We start from the raw sequence: 17,510 nt of genomic DNA on the forward strand, positions 1-17,510 counted from the left end.
TGAATTCTGGCAGCCGACCATTGGAGAGCAAACGTGATGGAAACCCGCAAGCCAAACCGCCTGCCGTTCCATCGCCTGGCGGTTTTTCCGGTGTTGATGGCTCAATTTGTCATTTTGCTCATTGCCGCTTTGGCGCTCTGGCAATGGCACGGAGTCGTTGCCGGATACTCGGGACTTTGCGGAGGCCTGATAGCCTTGCTGCCCAATGTTTATTTCGCTCACAAGGCATTTCGGTTTTCCGGCGCCCGAGCAGCCCAGTCCATTGTCCGGTCATTTTATGCCGGCGAGGCAGGCAAACTGATTTTGACGGCAGTGCTGTTTGCACTGGTGTTTGCAGGTGTGAAGCCATTGGCGCCGATCGCAGTATTCGGCGCTTTCGTGCTGACTCAGTCGGTCAGCTGGTTCGCTCCCCTGCTGATGAGAACAAGACTTTCGAGACCTTAGGGCGTTTGAGGCAACCATGGCAGAAACAACCGCTTCGGGCTATATCCAGCACCACTTGCAGAACCTGACCTTCGGTCAGCTACCTAACGGCGGCTGGGGCTTTGCCCACACCGCAGCAGAAGCCAAGGAAATGGGCTTCTGGGCTTTCCATGTCGATACCCTCGGCTGGTCGGTCGCGCTGGGTCTGATCTTCGTTTTCCTTTTCCGCATGGCGGCAAAGAAAGCGACTTCGGGTCAGCCAGGTGCTTTGCAGAACTTCGTTGAAGTATTGGTCGAATTCGTCGATGGCAGCGTGAAAGACAGCTTCCATGGCCGTAGCCCGGTGATTGCACCGCTGGCACTGACCATCTTCGTCTGGGTGTTCCTGATGAACGCCGTCGACCTGGTACCGGTCGACTGGATTCCTCAGCTGGCCATCCTGATCACCGGCGACCACCACATCCCGTTCCGTGCCGTGTCGACTACCGACCCGAACGCGACCCTGGGCATGGCGTTCTCGGTTTTCGCACTGATCATTTTCTATAGCATCAAGGTCAAGGGCATCAGCGGCTTCATCGGCGAACTGACCCTGCACCCGTTCGGCAGCAAGAACATCTTCGTTCAGGCCCTGCTGATCCCGGTGAACTTCCTGCTGGAATTCGTGACCCTGATCGCCAAGCCGATCTCTCTGGCCCTGCGTCTGTTCGGCAACATGTATGCCGGCGAGCTGGTGTTCATTCTGATCGCTGTGATGTTCGGCAGCGGCCTGCTCTGGCTGAGTGGCCTGGGCGTTGTTCTGCAGTGGGCGTGGGCTGTGTTCCACATCCTGATCATCACTCTGCAGGCGTTCATCTTCATGATGCTGACCATCGTCTACCTGTCGATGGCGCACGAAGAAAACCATTAAGAGCAGCCTTGGCTGATCTGATGTCCCTCCCGGTCAAACGGGAGGGGGCTCTTAACCGGGCCTCTGAAACGATTTGTTTTACCGCTTTAATCTAAAAAACCTAAACCATACGACGTAAAAGTCGGGAGGAAAGATGGAAACTGTAGTTGGTCTAACCGCTATCGCTGTTGCACTGTTGATCGGCCTGGGCGCACTGGGTACCGCAATTGGTTTCGGCCTGCTGGGCGGCAAGTTCCTGGAAGGCGCAGCGCGTCAGCCAGAAATGGTTCCAATGCTGCAAGTTAAAATGTTCATCGTTGCCGGTCTGCTCGACGCCGTAACCATGATCGGTGTTGGTATCGCTCTGTTCTTCACCTTTGCGAACCCGTTCGTTGGTCAGATCGCTGGCTAATTACCCGGATTCTTCCGAGTAATTTGGTGTGATGGACAACGTAACTGCGAGGTGTTGGCGTGAACATTAATGCGACCCTGATTGGCCAGTCCGTTGCGTTCCTGATTTTTGTACTGTTCTGCATGAAGTTCGTATGGCCTCCGGTCATCGCTGCTCTGCACGAACGTCAAAAGAAGATCGCTGATGGTCTGGACGCTGCCAGCCGTGCAGCTCGCGACCTGGAGTTGGCCCAAGAGAAAGCGGGTCAGCAACTGCGCGAAGCGAAAGCTCAGGCAGCTGAAATCATCGAGCAAGCCAAGAAACGCGGTAACCAGATCGTTGAAGAGGCTGTTGAAAAAGCCCGTATCGACGCTGACCGTGTGAAGGTTCAGGCTCAAGCCGAGATCGAACAGGAACTGAACAGTGTCAAAGACAAGCTGCGCGCCCAAGTGGGCTTGCTGGCTGTCGGCGGCGCCGAGAAGATCCTGGGTGCCACAATCGATCAAAACGCGCACGCAGAGCTGGTTAACCAACTGGCTGCTGAAATCTAAGCGAGGGCGATCATGGCAGAACTGACCACGTTGGCCCGACCTTACGCTAAGGCGGCCTTCGAGCACGCTCAGGCCCACCAGCAACTGGCCAATTGGTCAGCCATGCTCGGCCTGGCTGCAGCGGTGTCGCAAGACGACACCATGCAGCGCGTGCTCAAGGCCCCGCGACTGACGAGCGCAGAAAAGGCCGCCACGTTCATTGACGTGTGCGGCGACAAGTTTGATGCCAAGGCACAGAACTTCATCAATGTCGTTGCCGAAAACGACCGTCTCCCGCTTCTGCCGGAGATCGCCGCTCTGTTCGACCTGTACAAGGCCGAACAAGAGAAGTCGGTAGACGTTGAAGTGACCAGTGCTTTTGCATTGAACCAAGAACAGCAAGACAAACTCGCCAAGGTTCTCAGTGCACGACTCAACCGGGAAGTGCGCCTGCAAGTTGCGGAGGATGCTGCCCTTATAGGTGGTGTCGTTATCCGCGCCGGCGACCTGGTTATCGATGGCTCGATTCGCGGCAAAATCGCGAAACTTGCCGAAGCATTGAAATCTTGAGTTTGAAGGGGCAGCAGAGCAATGCAGCAACTCAATCCTTCCGAAATAAGTGAAATTATCAAGGGCCGCATCGACAAGCTCGATGTGACCTCCCAAGCCCGTAACGAAGGCACTGTCGTCAGCGTATCTGACGGCATCGTGCGGATTCACGGTCTGGCCGACGTCATGTACGGCGAGATGATCGAGTTTCCGGGCGGCGTCTACGGTATGGCCCTCAACCTGGAGCAAGACTCCGTAGGTGCCGTTGTACTGGGCGCATACACCAGTCTGGCTGAAGGCATGAGCGCCAAGTGCACCGGCCGCATCCTCGAAGTTCCGGTTGGTAAGGAACTGCTGGGTCGCGTAGTCGATGCACTGGGTAACCCTGTTGACGGCAAAGGTCCACTGGGCAACACCTTGACCGACGCGGTCGAGAAAGTTGCACCGGGCGTGATCTGGCGTAAGTCGGTAGACCAGCCTGTACAGACTGGCTACAAGGCTGTCGATGCCATGATCCCTGTCGGCCGTGGCCAGCGTGAGCTGATCATCGGTGACCGTCAGATCGGTAAAACCGCTCTGGCGATCGACGCGATCATCAACCAGAAAGACAGCGGCATTTTCTGCGTCTACGTAGCGATCGGTCAGAAGCAATCGACCATCGCCAACGTGGTTCGCAAGCTGGAAGAAAACGGTGCCCTGGCCAACACGATCATCGTGGCTGCCAGTGCTTCGGAATCTCCTGCGCTGCAATTCCTGGCACCGTACTCCGGTTGCACCATGGGTGAATTCTTCCGCGACCGCGGTGAAGACGCGCTGATCGTTTATGACGATCTGTCCAAGCAAGCAGTGGCTTACCGCCAGATTTCCCTGCTGCTGCGCCGTCCACCAGGCCGTGAAGCTTACCCAGGCGACGTGTTCTATCTCCACTCCCGTCTGCTGGAGCGCGCATCCCGCGTTTCGGAAGAATACGTAGAGAAGTTCACCAACGGCGCAGTGACCGGCAAAACCGGTTCCCTGACCGCACTGCCGATCATCGAAACCCAGGCTGGCGACGTTTCCGCGTTCGTTCCGACCAACGTGATTTCCATCACCGACGGTCAGATCTTCCTGGAATCGGCCATGTTCAACTCGGGCATCCGCCCTGCAGTGAACGCCGGTGTTTCGGTATCTCGTGTGGGTGGTGCCGCTCAGACCAAGATCATCAAGAAGCTGTCCGGTGGTATCCGTACCGCTCTGGCTCAGTACCGTGAACTGGCGGCATTCGCCCAGTTCGCTTCTGACCTGGACGAAGCGACCCGTAAGCAACTTGAGCATGGTCAGCGCGTTACCGAGCTGATGAAGCAGAAGCAATACGCACCAATGTCGATCGCTGACATGGCGCTGTCGCTGTATGCCGCTGAGCGTGGGTTCCTGACTGACATTGAAATCGCCAAGATCGGCAGCTTCGAACAAGCGCTGATTGCTTTCTTCAACCGCGATCACGCCGATTTGATGGCCAAGATCAACGTTAAAGGTGACTTCAATGACGAAATCGACGCTGGCATGAAAGCCGGTATCGAGAAGTTCAAGGCCACCCAAACCTGGTAAGCCGCAGCGGGAGCCGCAAGGCTCCCGCTTGCTAACCTGATAGGTGTTACATGGCAGGCGCAAAAGAGATTCGCAGTAAGATTGCGAGCATCAAAAGCACGCAAAAAATTACCAGCGCCATGGAAAAAGTGGCGGTGAGCAAAATGCGCAAGGCACAAATGCGCATGGCAGCCAGCCGTCCTTATGCGGAGCGTATCCGCCAGGTAATTGGGCATCTGGCCAACGCCAACCCGGAATACCGCCACCCGTTCATGATCGACCGTGAAGTAAAGCGTGTTGGTTATGTCGTCGTGAGCAGTGACCGTGGTTTGTGCGGCGGCTTGAACACCAACCTGTTCAAGGCCCTGGTCAAGGACATGGCGGTAAACCGCGAAAACGGCGTCGAGATTGATCTGTGTGTAGTCGGTAGCAAGGGTGCGGCCTTTTTCCGCAACTTCGGCGGTAACGTCGTTGCAGCTATCAGCCACCTGGGTGAAGAGCCGTCGATCAATGATTTGATCGGCAGCGTCAAGGTGATGCTGGATGCCTACCTGGAGGGCCGTATCGATCGCCTGTCCGTGGTATCCAACAAGTTCATCAACACCATGACACAACAGCCTACCGTGGAGCAGTTGATTCCACTGGTGGCAACCCCGGATCAAGAACTCAAGCACCACTGGGACTACCTCTACGAACCAGACGCCAAAGAGCTGCTTGACGGCTTGATGGTGCGCTACGTGGAGTCGCAGGTGTACCAGGCGGTGGTCGAGAACAACGCGGCTGAACAAGCTGCGCGGATGATCGCGATGAAGAACGCTACCGACAACGCCGGTGATTTGATCAGCGATTTGCAGCTGATCTACAACAAGGCGCGTCAGGCTGCGATCACCCAAGAGATCTCGGAAATCGTCGGCGGCGCTGCCGCGGTTTAACGGTTCAAATATTCAGAGGATCCAGCTATGAGTAGCGGACGTATCGTTCAAATCATCGGCGCCGTTATCGACGTGGAATTTCCACGCGACAGCGTACCGAGCATCTACAACGCGCTGAAAGTAGTCAGCGCGGCCGAAACCACTCTGGAAGTTCAGCAGCAGCTGGGCGACGGCGTGGTTCGCACCATTGCGATGGGTTCCACCGAGGGCTTGAAGCGCGGTCTGGAAGTTACCGATTCCGGCGCAGCCATCTCCGTACCGGTCGGTAAAGCGACTCTGGGCCGGATCATGGACGTTCTGGGTAACCCGATCGACGAAGCCGGTCCAATTGACACCGAAGAGCGCTGGGGCATTCACCGCGCAGCACCTTCGTTCGCTGAGCAAGCAGGCGGCAACGACCTGCTGGAAACCGGCATCAAGGTTATCGACCTGGTTTGCCCGTTCGCCAAAGGCGGTAAAGTCGGTCTGTTCGGTGGTGCCGGTGTAGGCAAAACCGTAAACATGATGGAACTGATCCGTAACATCGCCATCGAGCACAGCGGTTATTCCGTGTTCGCCGGTGTGGGTGAGCGTACTCGTGAGGGTAACGACTTCTACCACGAGATGAAGGACTCCAACGTTCTGGACAAAGTGGCACTGGTTTACGGTCAGATGAACGAGCCGCCGGGAAACCGTCTGCGCGTAGCATTGACCGGCCTGACCATGGCCGAGAAGTTCCGTGACGAAGGTAACGACGTTCTGCTGTTCGTCGACAACATCTACCGTTACACCCTGGCCGGTACTGAAGTATCCGCACTGCTGGGCCGTATGCCTTCGGCAGTAGGTTACCAGCCGACCCTGGCTGAAGAGATGGGCGTTCTGCAAGAACGTATCACTTCGACCAAAGAAGGTTCGATCACCTCGATCCAGGCGGTATACGTACCTGCGGATGACTTGACCGACCCGTCGCCAGCGACCACCTTCGCCCACTTGGACGCCACCGTCGTTCTGTCCCGTGACATCGCTTCCCTGGGTATCTACCCAGCGGTAGATCCACTGGATTCGACTTCGCGCCAGCTGGATCCGAACGTAATCGGTCAGGACCACTACGACACCGCTCGCGGCGTTCAGTACGTTCTGCAACGTTACAAAGAGCTGAAAGACATCATCGCGATCCTGGGTATGGACGAGCTGTCGGAAGCCGACAAGCAGTTGGTAAACCGTGCTCGTAAGATCCAGCGCTTCTTGTCGCAGCCGTTCTTCGTGGCTGAAGTCTTCACCGGTGCTTCGGGTAAATACGTTTCCCTGAAAGACACCATTGCTGGCTTCAAAGGCATCCTCAACGGTGACTACGACCACCTGCCAGAACAAGCGTTCTACATGGTTGGCGGCATCGAAGAAGCGATCGAGAAAGCCAAGAAACTGTAATCCCGGCGCCCGGCAACGGGCGCTAATTTAGGTTGAGGCAATCAGATGGCTATGACAGTCCATTGCGATATCGTCAGCGCGGAAGGGGAAATCTTTTCCGGCCTGGTCGAGATGGTGATTGCGCACGGTGCACTGGGTGATCTTGGTATCGCTCTGGGTCACGCGCCGCTGATCACTAATCTGAAGCCAGGTCCGATCCGCCTGATCAAGCAAGGCGGGGAAGCCGAGGTGTTCTACATCTCCGGTGGTTTCCTCGAGGTTCAGCCGAACATGGTCAAGGTGCTTGCCGATACCGTGCAACGTGCCGCCGACCTGGATGAAGCTCAAGCCCAGGCAGCTCTCAAGGCTGCCGAAGCTGCTCTGCACGAGAAGAGCGCAGATTTCGACTACGGAGCTGCGTCCGCACGTCTGGCCGAGGCTGCAGCTCAGCTGCGCACCGTCCAGCAGATCCGCAAGAAGTTTGGCGGTTAATCCGTCAGCCACTTGTTGTGCGATTGATAAAAAAGGGTAGCCTCGGCTACCCTTTTTTCTTTTCCGATTTTTACAACCCGGTCGCAGTCGCTGACCACCCAGGATTGGTAGCCAGTCATGTCTCTCGAAATCGTTATCCTCGCGGCCGGTCAAGGCACCCGTATGCGTTCGGCGTTGCCGAAAGTGCTGCACCCGGTTGCCGGCAATTCCATGCTTGGCCATGTTATCCACAGCGCGCGGCAACTTGATCCGCAGCGCATCCATGTGGTCATTGGCCATGGTGCCGATGTGGTGCGTGAGCGTCTGGCGGCTGACGACCTGAATTTCGTGCTGCAGGACCAGCAATTGGGCACTGGTCATGCAACGGCTCAGGCTGTGCCGTTCATCAGCGCCGACACGGTGTTGATCCTCTACGGTGACGTGCCGTTGATCGAAGTTGAAACCCTGCAGCGCCTGCTTAAACATGTCGTACCGGGGCAGATGGGCCTGTTGACCGTCGAGCTGGAAGATCCGACCGGTTACGGCCGCATCGTGCGTGATGCTGACGGCAAGGTCGCAGCCATCGTTGAGCACAAAGATGCCAGCGAAGCCCAGCGTGCGATCACTGAAGGCAACACCGGCATCCTCGCCGTGCCGGCCAATCGTCTGGCCGACTGGATGAGCCGCCTGTCGAACAACAACGCCCAGGGTGAGTACTACCTGACCGACGTGATCGAAATGGCGGTTAACGACGGCTTGGTGGTAGCTACCGAGCAACCGCACGACCCGATGGAAGTGCAGGGCGCCAATGATCGTAAGCAACTGGCGGAACTGGAGCGGCATTACCAGCTGCGCGCCGGCCGCCGGCTGATGGCGCAAGGCGTGACCCTGCGTGACCCGGCGCGTTTCGATGTGCGTGGCGAAGTCATCGTCGGTCGCGATGTGCTGATCGACATCAACGTGATTCTCGAAGGTAATGTTGTCATCGAGGACGACGTGGTGATCGGCCCGAACTGCGTGATTAAGGACAGCACCCTGCGCAAAGGCGTGGTGATCAAAGCCAACAGCCACATCGAAGGTGCGGTGCTGGGTGAAGGCAGCGATGCCGGTCCGTTCGCCCGTCTGCGTCCGGGCACGGTGCTCGAAGCACGCGCGCATGTGGGTAACTTTGTCGAACTGAAAAACGCGCGCATGGGTGAGGGCGCCAAGGCCGGGCATCTGACCTATCTGGGCGACGCGGAAATCGGCGCCCGCACCAACATTGGCGCGGGCACCATTACCTGCAACTACGATGGCGCCAACAAGTGGAAAACCGTATTGGGCGAGGACGTGTTCATCGGCTCCAACAACTCGTTGGTCGCACCTGTGGATATCTCGTCCGGGGCAACTACCGCGGCTGGTTCGACCATCACCCAGAATGTGGATAACGCCCAGTTGGCCGTTGGTCGGGCGCGGCAGAAAAATATCGACGGCTGGAAGCGGCCGGAGAAGATCAAGAAGAGTTGAGTTATCCACAGCTGCACTTAATGCTTGAATCCAAATGTGGGAGCGGGCTTGCTCGCGAATGCGGTGTTTCAGTTTCACATTTCAGTGACTGACCCTCCGCATTCGCGACCAAGCCCGCTCCCATATTCGTCTGTGTCGTTTCTAAAATTTTCGATCTGTCGCTTGACGATTTATGGCCGATAGGTTTTGATTGCTTCCGTTATCTTTCGAATCGAAACTTAGACCGTCATGTCGAAACGCAATACACCCCAGCGCCGGCACAATATCCTCGCCTTGCTCAATGAGCAGGGCGAAGTCAGCGTGGATGAACTGGCCAAGCGCTTCGAAACCTCGGAAGTTACGATCCGCAAGGATCTGGCTGCGCTGGAAAGCCATGGTCTGTTGCTGCGCCGTTACGGCGGGGCGATCACCATGCCGCAGGAATTGGTCGCTGAACCGGGCCAAAGCGTTTCAAAGTACAAACAGGCGATTGCCCGCGCCGCCGTCAAACGTATCCGCGAGCACGCCCGCATCATCATCGACAGTGGCAGCACCACTGCGGCGATGATTCCCGAGCTTGGCCAGCAGCCGGGTCTGGTGGTGATGACCAACTCCCTGCACGTGGCCAACGCCTTGAGCGAACTCGAACACGAGCCGGTGCTGCTGATGACCGGCGGCACCTGGGATCCGCATTCGGAGTCCTTCCAGGGCCAAGTGGCGGAGCAGGTACTACGCTCTTACGACTTCGACCAGTTGTTCATCGGCGCCGATGGTATCGATCTGGTGCGCGGTACCACCACGTTCAACGAGTTGCTCGGTCTGAGCCGGGTGATGGCCGACGTGGCGCGTGAAGTCATCGTGATGGTCGAGGCCGACAAGATCGGCCGCAAGATTCCCAACCTGGAGCTGCCGTGGAGCAGCGTCCATACCCTCATTACCGATGATCGCCTGCCTGAAGAGGCCCGCGATCAGATACAGGCCCGCGGTATCAGCGTGATTTGCGCGGCTGTCAGTCAGGAGAAATAAGCATGTGTGGAATTGTCGGCGCAGTTGCTGAACGTAATATCACCGCCATCCTGCTCGAAGGCCTCAAGCGCCTTGAATACCGCGGCTATGACAGCGCCGGTGTGGCGGTTTTCACCAACGATGAAAAGCTCGAGCGCATGCGCCGTCCGGGCAAGGTCAGCGAGCTGGAAGCGGCGCTGGCCGCACAGCCGCTAGTTGGCCGTCTCGGTATCGCCCACACCCGTTGGGCGACCCACGGTGCACCGTGCGAGCGTAACGCGCACCCGCATTTCTCCGGTGATATCGCGGTGGTGCACAACGGCATCATCGAGAATCACGAAGCCCTGCGTGAGCAACTGAAAGCGCTGGGTTACGTGTTTACTTCGGACACCGACACCGAAGTCATCGCGCACCTGCTGAGCCACAAACTCAAGGATCAGCCTGACCTGACCGTCGCGCTGAAAGCCACCGTCAAGGAACTGCACGGCGCCTACGGTCTGGCCGTGATCAACGCACAACAGCCGGATCGTCTGGTTGCCGCACGCAGTGGCAGCCCGTTGGTGATCGGTCTGGGCCTGGGCGAGAACTTCCTCGCGTCCGACCAATTGGCGCTGCGCCAGGTCACTGACCGCTTCATGTACCTGGAAGAAGGCGATATCGCCGAAATTCGCCGCGATGACGTGCAGATCTGGGACGTCAACGGCAACGCCGTCGAGCGCCAGACCGTGCAGTACAGCGATGGTGCCGAAGCCGCTGACAAGGGCGAGTTCCGTCATTACATGCTCAAGGAAATCCACGAACAGCCCGTCGTGGTGCAACGTACCCTAGAAGGTCGCCTGAGCAACAATCAGGTACTGGTGCAGGCCTTCGGTCCACAGGCTGCCGAACTGTTCGCCAAAGTGCGCAACGTGCAGATCGTCGCCTGCGGTACCAGCTACCACGCCGGTATGGTCGCGCGTTACTGGCTCGAAGAACTCGCCGGTATTCCGTGTCAGGTCGAAGTCGCCAGCGAATTCCGTTACCGCAAGGTGGTGGTGCAGCCGGACACCCTGTTCGTCACCATCTCGCAGTCCGGCGAAACCGCCGACACCCTGGCCGCGCTGCGCAACGCCAAAGAGCTGGGCTTCCTCGCCAGCCTGGCGATCTGCAACGTCGGCATCAGCTCGCTGGTGCGTGAATCCGACCTGACGCTGCTGACCCAGGCCGGTCGCGAAATCGGCGTAGCCTCGACCAAGGCGTTCACCACGCAACTGGTCGGCCTGTTGCTGCTGACCCTGTCGCTGGGTCAGGTACGCGGCACGCTCGGCAAAGGCGTTGAAGCCACGCTGGTGGAAGAGTTGCGTCGCCTGCCGACCCGTCTCGGCGAAGCGCTGGCGATGGACAGCACCGTGGAAAAAATCGCCGAACTGTTCGCCGAGAAGAATCACACCCTGTTCCTCGGCCGTGGCGCGCAGTTCCCGGTCGCAATGGAGGGCGCCTTGAAACTCAAGGAAATCTCCTACATCCACGCCGAAGCCTATCCGGCTGGGGAACTGAAGCACGGCCCTCTGGCGCTTGTGGATAACGACATGCCGGTGGTCACCGTGGCGCCGAACAACGAACTGCTGGAGAAGCTCAAGTCCAACCTGCAGGAAGTCCGTGCCCGTGGTGGTGAACTGATCGTATTCGCTGACGAGAAAGCCGGGATGACCAACGGCGAAGGCACCCACGTGGTGCAGATGCCGCACATCCACGACATCCTTTCGCCGATCTTGTACACCGTCCCGCTCCAGCTGCTGTCGTACTACGTCGCCGTGCTCAAGGGCACCGACGTCGACCAGCCGCGCAACCTGGCGAAGTCGGTGACGGTGGAATAAGTTATCCACAGCTGACATTGACCCGCAAAAATCGCAGCCTCGGCTGCGATTTTTGTATCTGAATCGAGGACATCCATGGACCGCTTCCAGGAAATGCAGATCTTCGCCACCGTGGCCCAGGAGCAGGGCTTCTCGGCGGCGGCGCGGCGTCTTGGCTTGTCCGCCGCCAGTGTCACCCGCGCCGTGGCGGCGCTGGAGCAGCGCATCGGTACACAGTTGCTGATTCGCACGACACGCACTGTGCACCTCAGCGAGGCCGGTCAGCGTTATCTGGAAGACTGTCGGAGAATTCTCGCCGAGGTGCAGGAAGCCGAGGATTCGGCGGCCGGCAGTCATGCCCAGCCGCGTGGGCAATTGACGGTGACCGCGCCGGTATTGTTCGGCGAGCTGTTTGTCACACCGCTGATGGCGGCTTATCTGACGCAATACCCGGATGTTTCGATCAATGCGCTGTTGGTCGATCGGGTGGTGAGCATGGTCGAGGAGGGCATCGATGTCGCGGTACGCATTGGTGAGTTACCGGACAGCAATCAGCACGCGATCCGGGTCGGCGAGGTGCGGCGGGTGATCTGTGGTTCGCCGGACTATCTGGCTCGACACGGCCGTCCCGCGCATCCGCATGCACTGGCCGGTGCACCGGTGGTGACGACGTCGGCCATCGGCCAGTTGCGCAACTGGCCGTTTGTGGATCAGGGCGAAGCGCTTAGCGTGCGACCCGAGCCTCGGCTGGTGGTCACCGCCAACCAGGCGGCGATTACTGCGGCCTGCCTGGGGTTGGGACTGACCCGGGTGTTGTCCTATCAGGTCGCCGGCAAGGTGGCCTGCGGTGAACTGGAAATTGTCCTCGCCGATTTCGAACTGCCACCGCTGCCGATTCACGTGGTGTATCAGGGCGGACGCAAGGCGCCAGCGCGGGTGCGCAGTTTTGTCGACCATGCGGTGAAGGCCTTGCGAGAGCATCCGGCGCTGCAAAACGCGGCTTTATTTCATCAGGTGAAATAATCGATTGCGACTGCTGGTGATTCTGTTGCTTCAAGGATGAGGGGAAGATGGCCTCCATCGGCGCTGCCATCCCGAACGGCGCCCCCTCCAGCGGAGTCGACCATGCAAGCGATCAAACTCTACAACTTCCCGCGTTCCGGCCACGCCCATCGGGTAGAGCTGATGTTGTCCCTGCTGCAACTGCCGACTGAACTGATCCTGGTCGATCTGGCCAAGGGTGAGCACAAGCAGGCGCCGTATCTGGCGATCAACAGTTTCGGTCAGGTGCCGGCGATCGACGATGACGGTGTGGTGCTGGCCGACTCCAACGCGATTCTGGTGTATCTGGCGCTCAAGTACGGCAATGGCCGCTGGCTGCCGACCGATCCGGTCGCTGCAGCACGGGTGCAGCGCTGGTTGTCGGCCGCTGCAGGGCCGATTGCTTTCGGACCTGCTGCTGCACGATTGGTGACGGTGTTTGGCGCACAGTTGAATGCTGAAGAAGCGATTACCCGTGCGCACAACCTGCTCAAAGTGATGGAGGTGGAACTGGGCAAGACCCCGTATCTGGCCGGCAGCGAGCCGACCATCGCCGACGTGTCCGCCTACAGCTACATCGCCCATGCGCCGGAAGGCAACGTGTCGCTGGACGACTACGCCAACGTGCGTGCCTGGCTGGCGCGTATCGAAGCCTTGCCCGGTTTTGTCGGCATGCCGCGCACGGTCGCCGGTCTGCAAAAGACTGCCTGAGAGGTCGGCCCGATCTGATCGAGTTATCCACAATGCGCCGGCGGCGCGGGGAGATGCGTGATGGAACGTTCACCGTGGCACGCTGGCGAGCAACAACTGCAGGCCCATGTCGGCGTTGCCGAGCGCATGGAGGCCTTCGGCCGAAAAGTGATTCGTGACTGGATGCCGGATCAGCACCGCGCCTTTTATGAGCAGTTACCGTTCATGCTGTACGGCGCGGTCGATACCGACGGGCGTCCTTGGGCCAGTGTGCTCGAAGGCGCGCCGGGATTTGCGCATTCGCCTGATCCCGAGCATCTGCATTTCGCCAGCCAACCCGCTGCCGATGATCCGGCGCAATTGCGCAATGGCGAGCCGATCGGGTTGCTCGGCATTGAGTTGCATACCCGCCGCCGCAATCGCCTCAACGGTCATGTCGACAATCTGACCGTGCAGGGTTTCGAGGTGAGCGTGGATCAGGCTTTCGGCAACTGTCCGCAATACATTCAACTGCGCCAGTTCCAGCGCGTGCCGCTGGGCGATCCGCAGACGCGGCCAGCGCAGCACGACGACGGTCTTGATGACGCAGCCAGAGCCATGATCGAAAGCGCCGATACCTTCTTCGTCGCCAGTTACGTCGATGTGGACGGACAACGTGCGGTGGATGTTTCCCATCGTGGCGGGCAGGCCGGGTTTGTCCGGGTTGAAGGTAATCGTCTGACCATCCCGGATTTTGCCGGCAATCTGCACTTCAACACCCTCGGCAACCTGCTGCTCAATCCCAAGGCCGGCCTGCTGTTCATCGACTTTTCCACAGGCGATGTGCTGCAACTGAGCGGGCGGACCGAAATCATCCTCGACGGGCCGCAGATCGAAGCGTTCCAGGGCGCCGAGCGCCTGTGGACATTCGAGGTAGAGAAACTGGTGCGGCGCCCGGCGGCACTGGCCCTGCGCTGGCGCTTCGACGGCATGTCGCCCACCAGTCTGCTGACCGGCACCTGGGCCCAGGCCGATGCACGCTTGCAGGCCAAAGCGCTGGGTGACCGCTGGCGGCCGCTGCGGGTGACCCGCATCGAAAGGGAGAGCCAGCACATCCGCTCGATCTATCTGCAACCGGACGATGGCGCAGGGATGCCGGTGTTTCAGGCTGGCCAGCATCTGCCGTTGCGCTTCACTCTGGATGGTGAAACGCATATTCGCACTTATAGCCTGTCGAGTGCGCCATCGGATGATTTCCTGCGCATCAGTGTGAAACGCGAGGGCCTGGTTTCAGGCCATTTGCACCAGCAGATCCGGGTCGGCGATGTTCTTGAGGCACGGGCGCCACAGGGGCACTTCACGGTGGCGCCGCTGGAACACCGGCCGCTGGTGCTGCTGGCGGCGGGGGTTGGTATCACGCCGTTGCTGTCGATGCTGCGCGAGGTGGTATATCAAGGCCTGCGCACCCGGGGGATCCGGCCGACGTGGTTGCTGCAGAGTTCGCGCAGCCTGGCCGATCAGCCGTTTCGCGAGGAAATCGATCGCGTGCTGGAAAGTGCTGGCGATGCGGTACGGGTGATTCGCCTGCTCAGTCAGCCGGAGGCCGACGTGCATGAAGGCGAAGATTTCGACCGCCATGGGCGCATTGATCGGGCACTGCTGCGTGATCTGCTGGAGGTCGAGGATTACGACCAGATCGATTTTGCTGTCTGTGGCCCCGGCGCTTTTACCCAAAGTGTCTACGACAGTCTGCGCGAGCTGGACATTCGCGACGCACGGATCCATGCCGAGACCTTCGGCCCGTCGACGCTCAGGCGTCAGCCGGACCCGGATGCGGCGGTCATCGAGCAACCACCGGCCGCCATCACGTCAGTGCCGGTGATGTTCGAGCGTTCGGCCAAAGAGGCGCGCTGGCAGCCGGACGGCGGCAGTCTGCTGGAGCTCGCAGAAAGCCGTGGCCTGCGCCCCGAGTTCAGTTGCCGGGGAGGTTCGTGCGGCACCTGCAAGACACGTCTGGTCAGTGGCGCGGTGAATTATCCACAGCCCCCGGCAGACCTGCCGGAAGCGGGGCAGGTGCTGATTTGCTGCGCGGTGCCGGCGCAGAGTGAGCAATTGCTGGTGCTGGATCTTTAAGCTTCGTGATGTAACGGGTTCACCAATGGGGCGATGAACTGACTGACGTAGGTGTGCGTAACCTTGTGGTTTCGGGCTTTGAGGTGGTTGTACGTACGGGTTCACTCGTGTCCTCAAAACTCTCGACATCTCGCGCCATTGCTGTCCTGACATTTCTTGCGCTGTGTTCGACCAATTGCAAACTCGCCTCGCGCCAGCCGATCCAACTCCATTCGCCGACATTGCGAGTTGCCGGGAATTTTCCGCTGCGTTCGAATTTGTCGATCAGGTCAGCCAGGCTTTGAGGATTATTCAAATCAAAGTAGGCCATGAAATCGCGCCCGATTTCACGGAACACTGCAATATCACTCCCCATGACCGGCAGCCCGCGTTTCATTGCCTCTACAAGTGGCAGACCGAAACCTTCCACGAAAGAAGGAAACACCAGGGAGCTGGCATGCGCGTAGGCATATTCAAGGCTGGTGTCACTCAGGTTGTTGAACATGAACAGACGCTGATTCAACTCTGGATGATTGCGTATTCGATTGGATAGTTCGTCAGACTTCCAGCCTACATGTCCTGCGATGCACAGTTTTGCATTCGAGCCACTTGCCCATGCGCGGTCGAAAGCATCCAACAAGTAAGCATGATTCTTGCGCGGCTCGATGGTACTGACCATCAGAAACACAGGCTCAGGGGAGTTAAAAATTCGTTGCAGGCAAGGGTCAACGATTACGTTCTCGCTGTGCAGATCCAGCTCCGCCCCCAGGTAAAAGTAATCGAACCAACGTTTTTCGGTTTGTACTTTCCCGATCCGGCGTTGCACTTCTGACCGTACTTCGTCACGCACGGTGGCAGAAATCGCGATATAGCCATCAGCGGTGCGGACGATCCAGTCGAACCACTCACTGAATACCTGCGCTGGGCGCGCCTCGTAGAAGTGCGGATGAGTCACAGGGATCAGATCGTAGATCACCGCGATTACACCGACACCCTCATGTTTGAGCTGTTCGACGTGAGGAAAAATATCTGAATGCCAAGAGGAGTCGAGCAACACCAGCTGATCGCCTGGTTGATGGCGCACCGGTGCACAACGTTTCAGCAGTTGGAAGCGGCTTACTTTTCTGAAAACCCGCAAGGAAATGCCGAATGTGCCGAAGGCGGTCAAACGATAAGAAAAATAAATCAGTTTTTTCGCCGATTGCGAGGTGCACTTGGCGCCGAGTCGTTGCTGCCATTGCCAGAAACGATGCGACAGGCGCTCCAGCCGATCACCGAATGCAGCGAGAGTATTCAACACCGGTGTGGTGAAGGGGGCAAGATGAAGAACCTGGTAAAGTTTGCCGTTGAGCAGCACTACCGGAATGCACTCGAAGCCTTGGGCATTCGGAGGCAACTGATTGATGACGTTTCGCACCACCCGCTGAATCCCCGAATTGAGTTTCGGGTGGTTGAATACATGGGTACATTCCACCATTAATCGGGTCATAGAGCGCGCTCCGTATTCGCCAATTCGGCGCTGCGGGTAATCGATGTCTTGGCACTCAGCCACGAGCAATCGACGAAGTCTTCGATACCGGTGATGCCTACTGCGTCACCGGGAGCGATATTGAAGGTGATGTCTTGCAGCGCCCAATGTTGGTAGTGACGCCGCGAAGCATACGGGACCAACCATTCGACCAGATGGCTCCAGCGCGAGGGGTATTGCTTGTAGACCTTGCCCAGGCCTGTCACACGCACATGCCCCATCAGACGCCCTCCACCATGTCGCTCGCATTCACAACAGGTGCGGGCGGGAGTTGCGCGACGGTTTTTCGCAAGTCAGCGATGAGAGGTTTGAAGGCCTGAACGACGGATACGCTGCGGAACGTGAATTTGAAAACGGCTACTGGTGGAATCGCGCCAATGGCGACGGTTGCGCCTCTGTCTTGTGGCTGCGGCAGGGCAAGACTGTCCGGTGTCATGCGGTGGTATGTCGAAGCCGCGTTCAGCAGCTCCCAATCCGCGTCAACTCCCAGCGGGGGTGTCCGGATATGTTGTCCCGCGGATCCATGAAAATCCGTGACGAACAGACGATTTTTCAAACAGCGACCCCTTGGTCTTTAACTTTCGCCACTTCCTGCAGGCTTTAAGGGAAGGTCTGTCAGATCGAAGGAAAAAATCGACAAGACGACAGGCGAAATAGTTGTTGTAGTTGTTTGTTACCAATCTGTGCCAATTGCAAAGTAA

The 17,510-nt window shown here is 58.4% G+C and carries 18 protein-coding genes; 15 read left to right on the forward strand and 3 right to left on the reverse strand.

Annotation, left to right across the window (positions count from 1 at the left end):
• The first annotated feature begins 36 nt into the window (after positions 1-36).
• The 15 genes from LVD08_RS00375 to LVD08_RS00445 all read left to right on the forward strand — a co-directional run bounded on the left by LVD08_RS00375 (position 37) and on the right by LVD08_RS00445 (position 15,302).
• Positions 37-444 (forward strand): F0F1 ATP synthase subunit I, encoded by a 408-nt coding sequence (locus LVD08_RS00375; protein ID WP_003229783.1) that lies wholly within the window; start codon positions 37-39, stop codon positions 442-444.
• 16 nt (positions 445-460) lie between these two features.
• Positions 461-1,330 (forward strand): F0F1 ATP synthase subunit A, encoded by an 870-nt coding sequence (gene atpB / locus LVD08_RS00380; protein ID WP_247267120.1) that lies wholly within the window; start codon positions 461-463, stop codon positions 1,328-1,330.
• 133 nt (positions 1,331-1,463) lie between these two features.
• Positions 1,464-1,721 carry a F0F1 ATP synthase subunit C gene (gene atpE / locus LVD08_RS00385; protein WP_003097235.1) on the forward strand — a complete coding sequence of 86 codons (258 nt, stop codon included), beginning with the start codon at positions 1,464-1,466 and terminating at the stop codon, positions 1,719-1,721.
• Positions 1,722-1,780: 59 nt separating this feature from the next.
• Positions 1,781-2,251: a F0F1 ATP synthase subunit B gene (locus tag LVD08_RS00390; protein ID WP_011336718.1), complete on the forward strand. Its 471-nt coding sequence runs from the start codon at positions 1,781-1,783 to the stop codon at positions 2,249-2,251.
• A 12-nt stretch (positions 2,252-2,263) separates the two neighbouring features.
• On the forward strand, positions 2,264-2,800 hold the full coding sequence (locus tag LVD08_RS00395) for a F0F1 ATP synthase subunit delta (protein WP_007911956.1): 537 nt from the start codon (positions 2,264-2,266) through the stop codon (positions 2,798-2,800).
• 21 nt (positions 2,801-2,821) lie between these two features.
• Positions 2,822-4,366, forward strand: coding sequence for a F0F1 ATP synthase subunit alpha (atpA, locus tag LVD08_RS00400; protein WP_047596971.1), 1,545 nt, complete (start codon positions 2,822-2,824; stop codon positions 4,364-4,366).
• 50 nt (positions 4,367-4,416) lie between these two features.
• Positions 4,417-5,277, forward strand: coding sequence for a F0F1 ATP synthase subunit gamma (gene atpG, locus LVD08_RS00405; RefSeq protein ID WP_010565870.1), 861 nt, complete (start codon positions 4,417-4,419; stop codon positions 5,275-5,277).
• 27 nt (positions 5,278-5,304) lie between these two features.
• Positions 5,305-6,684, forward strand: coding sequence for a F0F1 ATP synthase subunit beta (atpD, locus tag LVD08_RS00410; RefSeq protein WP_027610292.1), 1,380 nt, complete (start codon positions 5,305-5,307; stop codon positions 6,682-6,684).
• A 45-nt stretch (positions 6,685-6,729) separates the two neighbouring features.
• Positions 6,730-7,155, forward strand: coding sequence for a F0F1 ATP synthase subunit epsilon (locus LVD08_RS00415; protein ID WP_007954164.1), 426 nt, complete (start codon positions 6,730-6,732; stop codon positions 7,153-7,155).
• Between the two features lie 117 nt (positions 7,156-7,272).
• On the forward strand, positions 7,273-8,640 hold the full coding sequence (gene glmU / locus LVD08_RS00420; RefSeq protein ID WP_247267121.1) for a bifunctional UDP-N-acetylglucosamine diphosphorylase/glucosamine-1-phosphate N-acetyltransferase GlmU: 1,368 nt from the start codon (positions 7,273-7,275) through the stop codon (positions 8,638-8,640).
• A gap of 228 nt (positions 8,641-8,868) precedes the next feature.
• Entirely contained in the window at positions 8,869-9,645 is a 777-nt protein-coding gene (locus LVD08_RS00425; protein ID WP_096795461.1) for a DeoR/GlpR family DNA-binding transcription regulator, read from the forward strand.
• Between the two features lie 2 nt (positions 9,646-9,647).
• Positions 9,648-11,480, forward strand: coding sequence for a glutamine--fructose-6-phosphate transaminase (isomerizing) (glmS, locus tag LVD08_RS00430; protein WP_247267122.1), 1,833 nt, complete (start codon positions 9,648-9,650; stop codon positions 11,478-11,480).
• A gap of 75 nt (positions 11,481-11,555) precedes the next feature.
• The gene (locus tag LVD08_RS00435) at positions 11,556-12,482 is read left to right on the forward strand and encodes a LysR family transcriptional regulator (RefSeq protein WP_247267123.1); all 927 of its coding nucleotides are present in this window, start codon (positions 11,556-11,558) and stop codon (positions 12,480-12,482) included.
• 102 nt (positions 12,483-12,584) lie between these two features.
• Positions 12,585-13,211, forward strand: a complete 627-nt coding sequence (locus LVD08_RS00440) for a glutathione S-transferase family protein (RefSeq protein WP_247267124.1) — start codon at positions 12,585-12,587, stop codon at positions 13,209-13,211.
• A gap of 60 nt (positions 13,212-13,271) precedes the next feature.
• The gene (locus LVD08_RS00445; RefSeq protein WP_247267125.1) at positions 13,272-15,302 is read left to right on the forward strand and encodes a pyridoxamine 5'-phosphate oxidase family protein; all 2,031 of its coding nucleotides are present in this window, start codon (positions 13,272-13,274) and stop codon (positions 15,300-15,302) included.
• A 19-nt stretch (positions 15,303-15,321) separates the two neighbouring features.
• Here the strand turns inward: LVD08_RS00445 and LVD08_RS00450 are convergent, their stop codons facing one another.
• From LVD08_RS00450 to LVD08_RS00460, 3 genes are read right to left on the reverse strand one after another with little or no spacing between them, the layout of a single operon-like run.
• The gene (locus LVD08_RS00450; protein ID WP_247267126.1) at positions 15,322-16,770 is read right to left on the reverse strand and encodes a glycosyltransferase family 4 protein; all 1,449 of its coding nucleotides are present in this window, start codon (positions 16,768-16,770) and stop codon (positions 15,322-15,324) included.
• Positions 16,767-17,030, reverse strand: a complete 264-nt coding sequence (locus LVD08_RS00455; protein ID WP_431061409.1) for a hypothetical protein — start codon at positions 17,028-17,030, stop codon at positions 16,767-16,769. The genes LVD08_RS00450 and LVD08_RS00455 overlap by 4 nt, the downstream gene beginning before the upstream one ends.
• On the reverse strand, positions 17,030-17,365 hold the full coding sequence (locus LVD08_RS00460; protein WP_247267127.1) for a hypothetical protein: 336 nt from the start codon (positions 17,363-17,365) through the stop codon (positions 17,030-17,032). The genes LVD08_RS00455 and LVD08_RS00460 overlap by 1 nt, the downstream gene beginning before the upstream one ends.
• Positions 17,366-17,510 lie beyond the last annotated feature (145 nt).

The sequence above is a fragment of the Pseudomonas sp. YL2 genome (genome assembly GCF_023063025.1).
Lineage (GTDB): Bacteria > Pseudomonadota > Gammaproteobacteria > Pseudomonadales > Pseudomonadaceae > Aquipseudomonas > Aquipseudomonas putida_A.

Coding starts and splice junctions, on each gene's coding strand:
- atpE (WP_003097235.1), top strand. CDS start 1,464: ATGGAAACTGTAGTTGGTCTAACCGCTATCGCTGTTGCACTGTTGATC.
- LVD08_RS00445 (WP_247267125.1), top strand. CDS start 13,272: ATGGAACGTTCACCGTGGCACGCTGGCGAGCAACAACTGCAGGCCCAT.
- atpD (WP_027610292.1), top strand. CDS start 5,305: ATGAGTAGCGGACGTATCGTTCAAATCATCGGCGCCGTTATCGACGTG.
- LVD08_RS00415 (WP_007954164.1), top strand. CDS start 6,730: ATGGCTATGACAGTCCATTGCGATATCGTCAGCGCGGAAGGGGAAATC.
- LVD08_RS00395 (WP_007911956.1), top strand. CDS start 2,264: ATGGCAGAACTGACCACGTTGGCCCGACCTTACGCTAAGGCGGCCTTC.
- LVD08_RS00435 (WP_247267123.1), top strand. CDS start 11,556: ATGGACCGCTTCCAGGAAATGCAGATCTTCGCCACCGTGGCCCAGGAG.
- LVD08_RS00440 (WP_247267124.1), top strand. CDS start 12,585: ATGCAAGCGATCAAACTCTACAACTTCCCGCGTTCCGGCCACGCCCAT.
- atpB (WP_247267120.1), top strand. CDS start 461: ATGGCAGAAACAACCGCTTCGGGCTATATCCAGCACCACTTGCAGAAC.
- LVD08_RS00455 (WP_431061409.1), bottom strand. CDS start 17,030: ATGGGGCATGTGCGTGTGACAGGCCTGGGCAAGGTCTACAAGCAATAC.
- atpA (WP_047596971.1), top strand. CDS start 2,822: ATGCAGCAACTCAATCCTTCCGAAATAAGTGAAATTATCAAGGGCCGC.
- LVD08_RS00450 (WP_247267126.1), bottom strand. CDS start 16,770: ATGACCCGATTAATGGTGGAATGTACCCATGTATTCAACCACCCGAAA.
- LVD08_RS00375 (WP_003229783.1), top strand. CDS start 37: ATGGAAACCCGCAAGCCAAACCGCCTGCCGTTCCATCGCCTGGCGGTT.
- LVD08_RS00425 (WP_096795461.1), top strand. CDS start 8,869: ATGTCGAAACGCAATACACCCCAGCGCCGGCACAATATCCTCGCCTTG.
- glmU (WP_247267121.1), top strand. CDS start 7,273: ATGTCTCTCGAAATCGTTATCCTCGCGGCCGGTCAAGGCACCCGTATG.
- atpG (WP_010565870.1), top strand. CDS start 4,417: ATGGCAGGCGCAAAAGAGATTCGCAGTAAGATTGCGAGCATCAAAAGC.
- glmS (WP_247267122.1), top strand. CDS start 9,648: ATGTGTGGAATTGTCGGCGCAGTTGCTGAACGTAATATCACCGCCATC.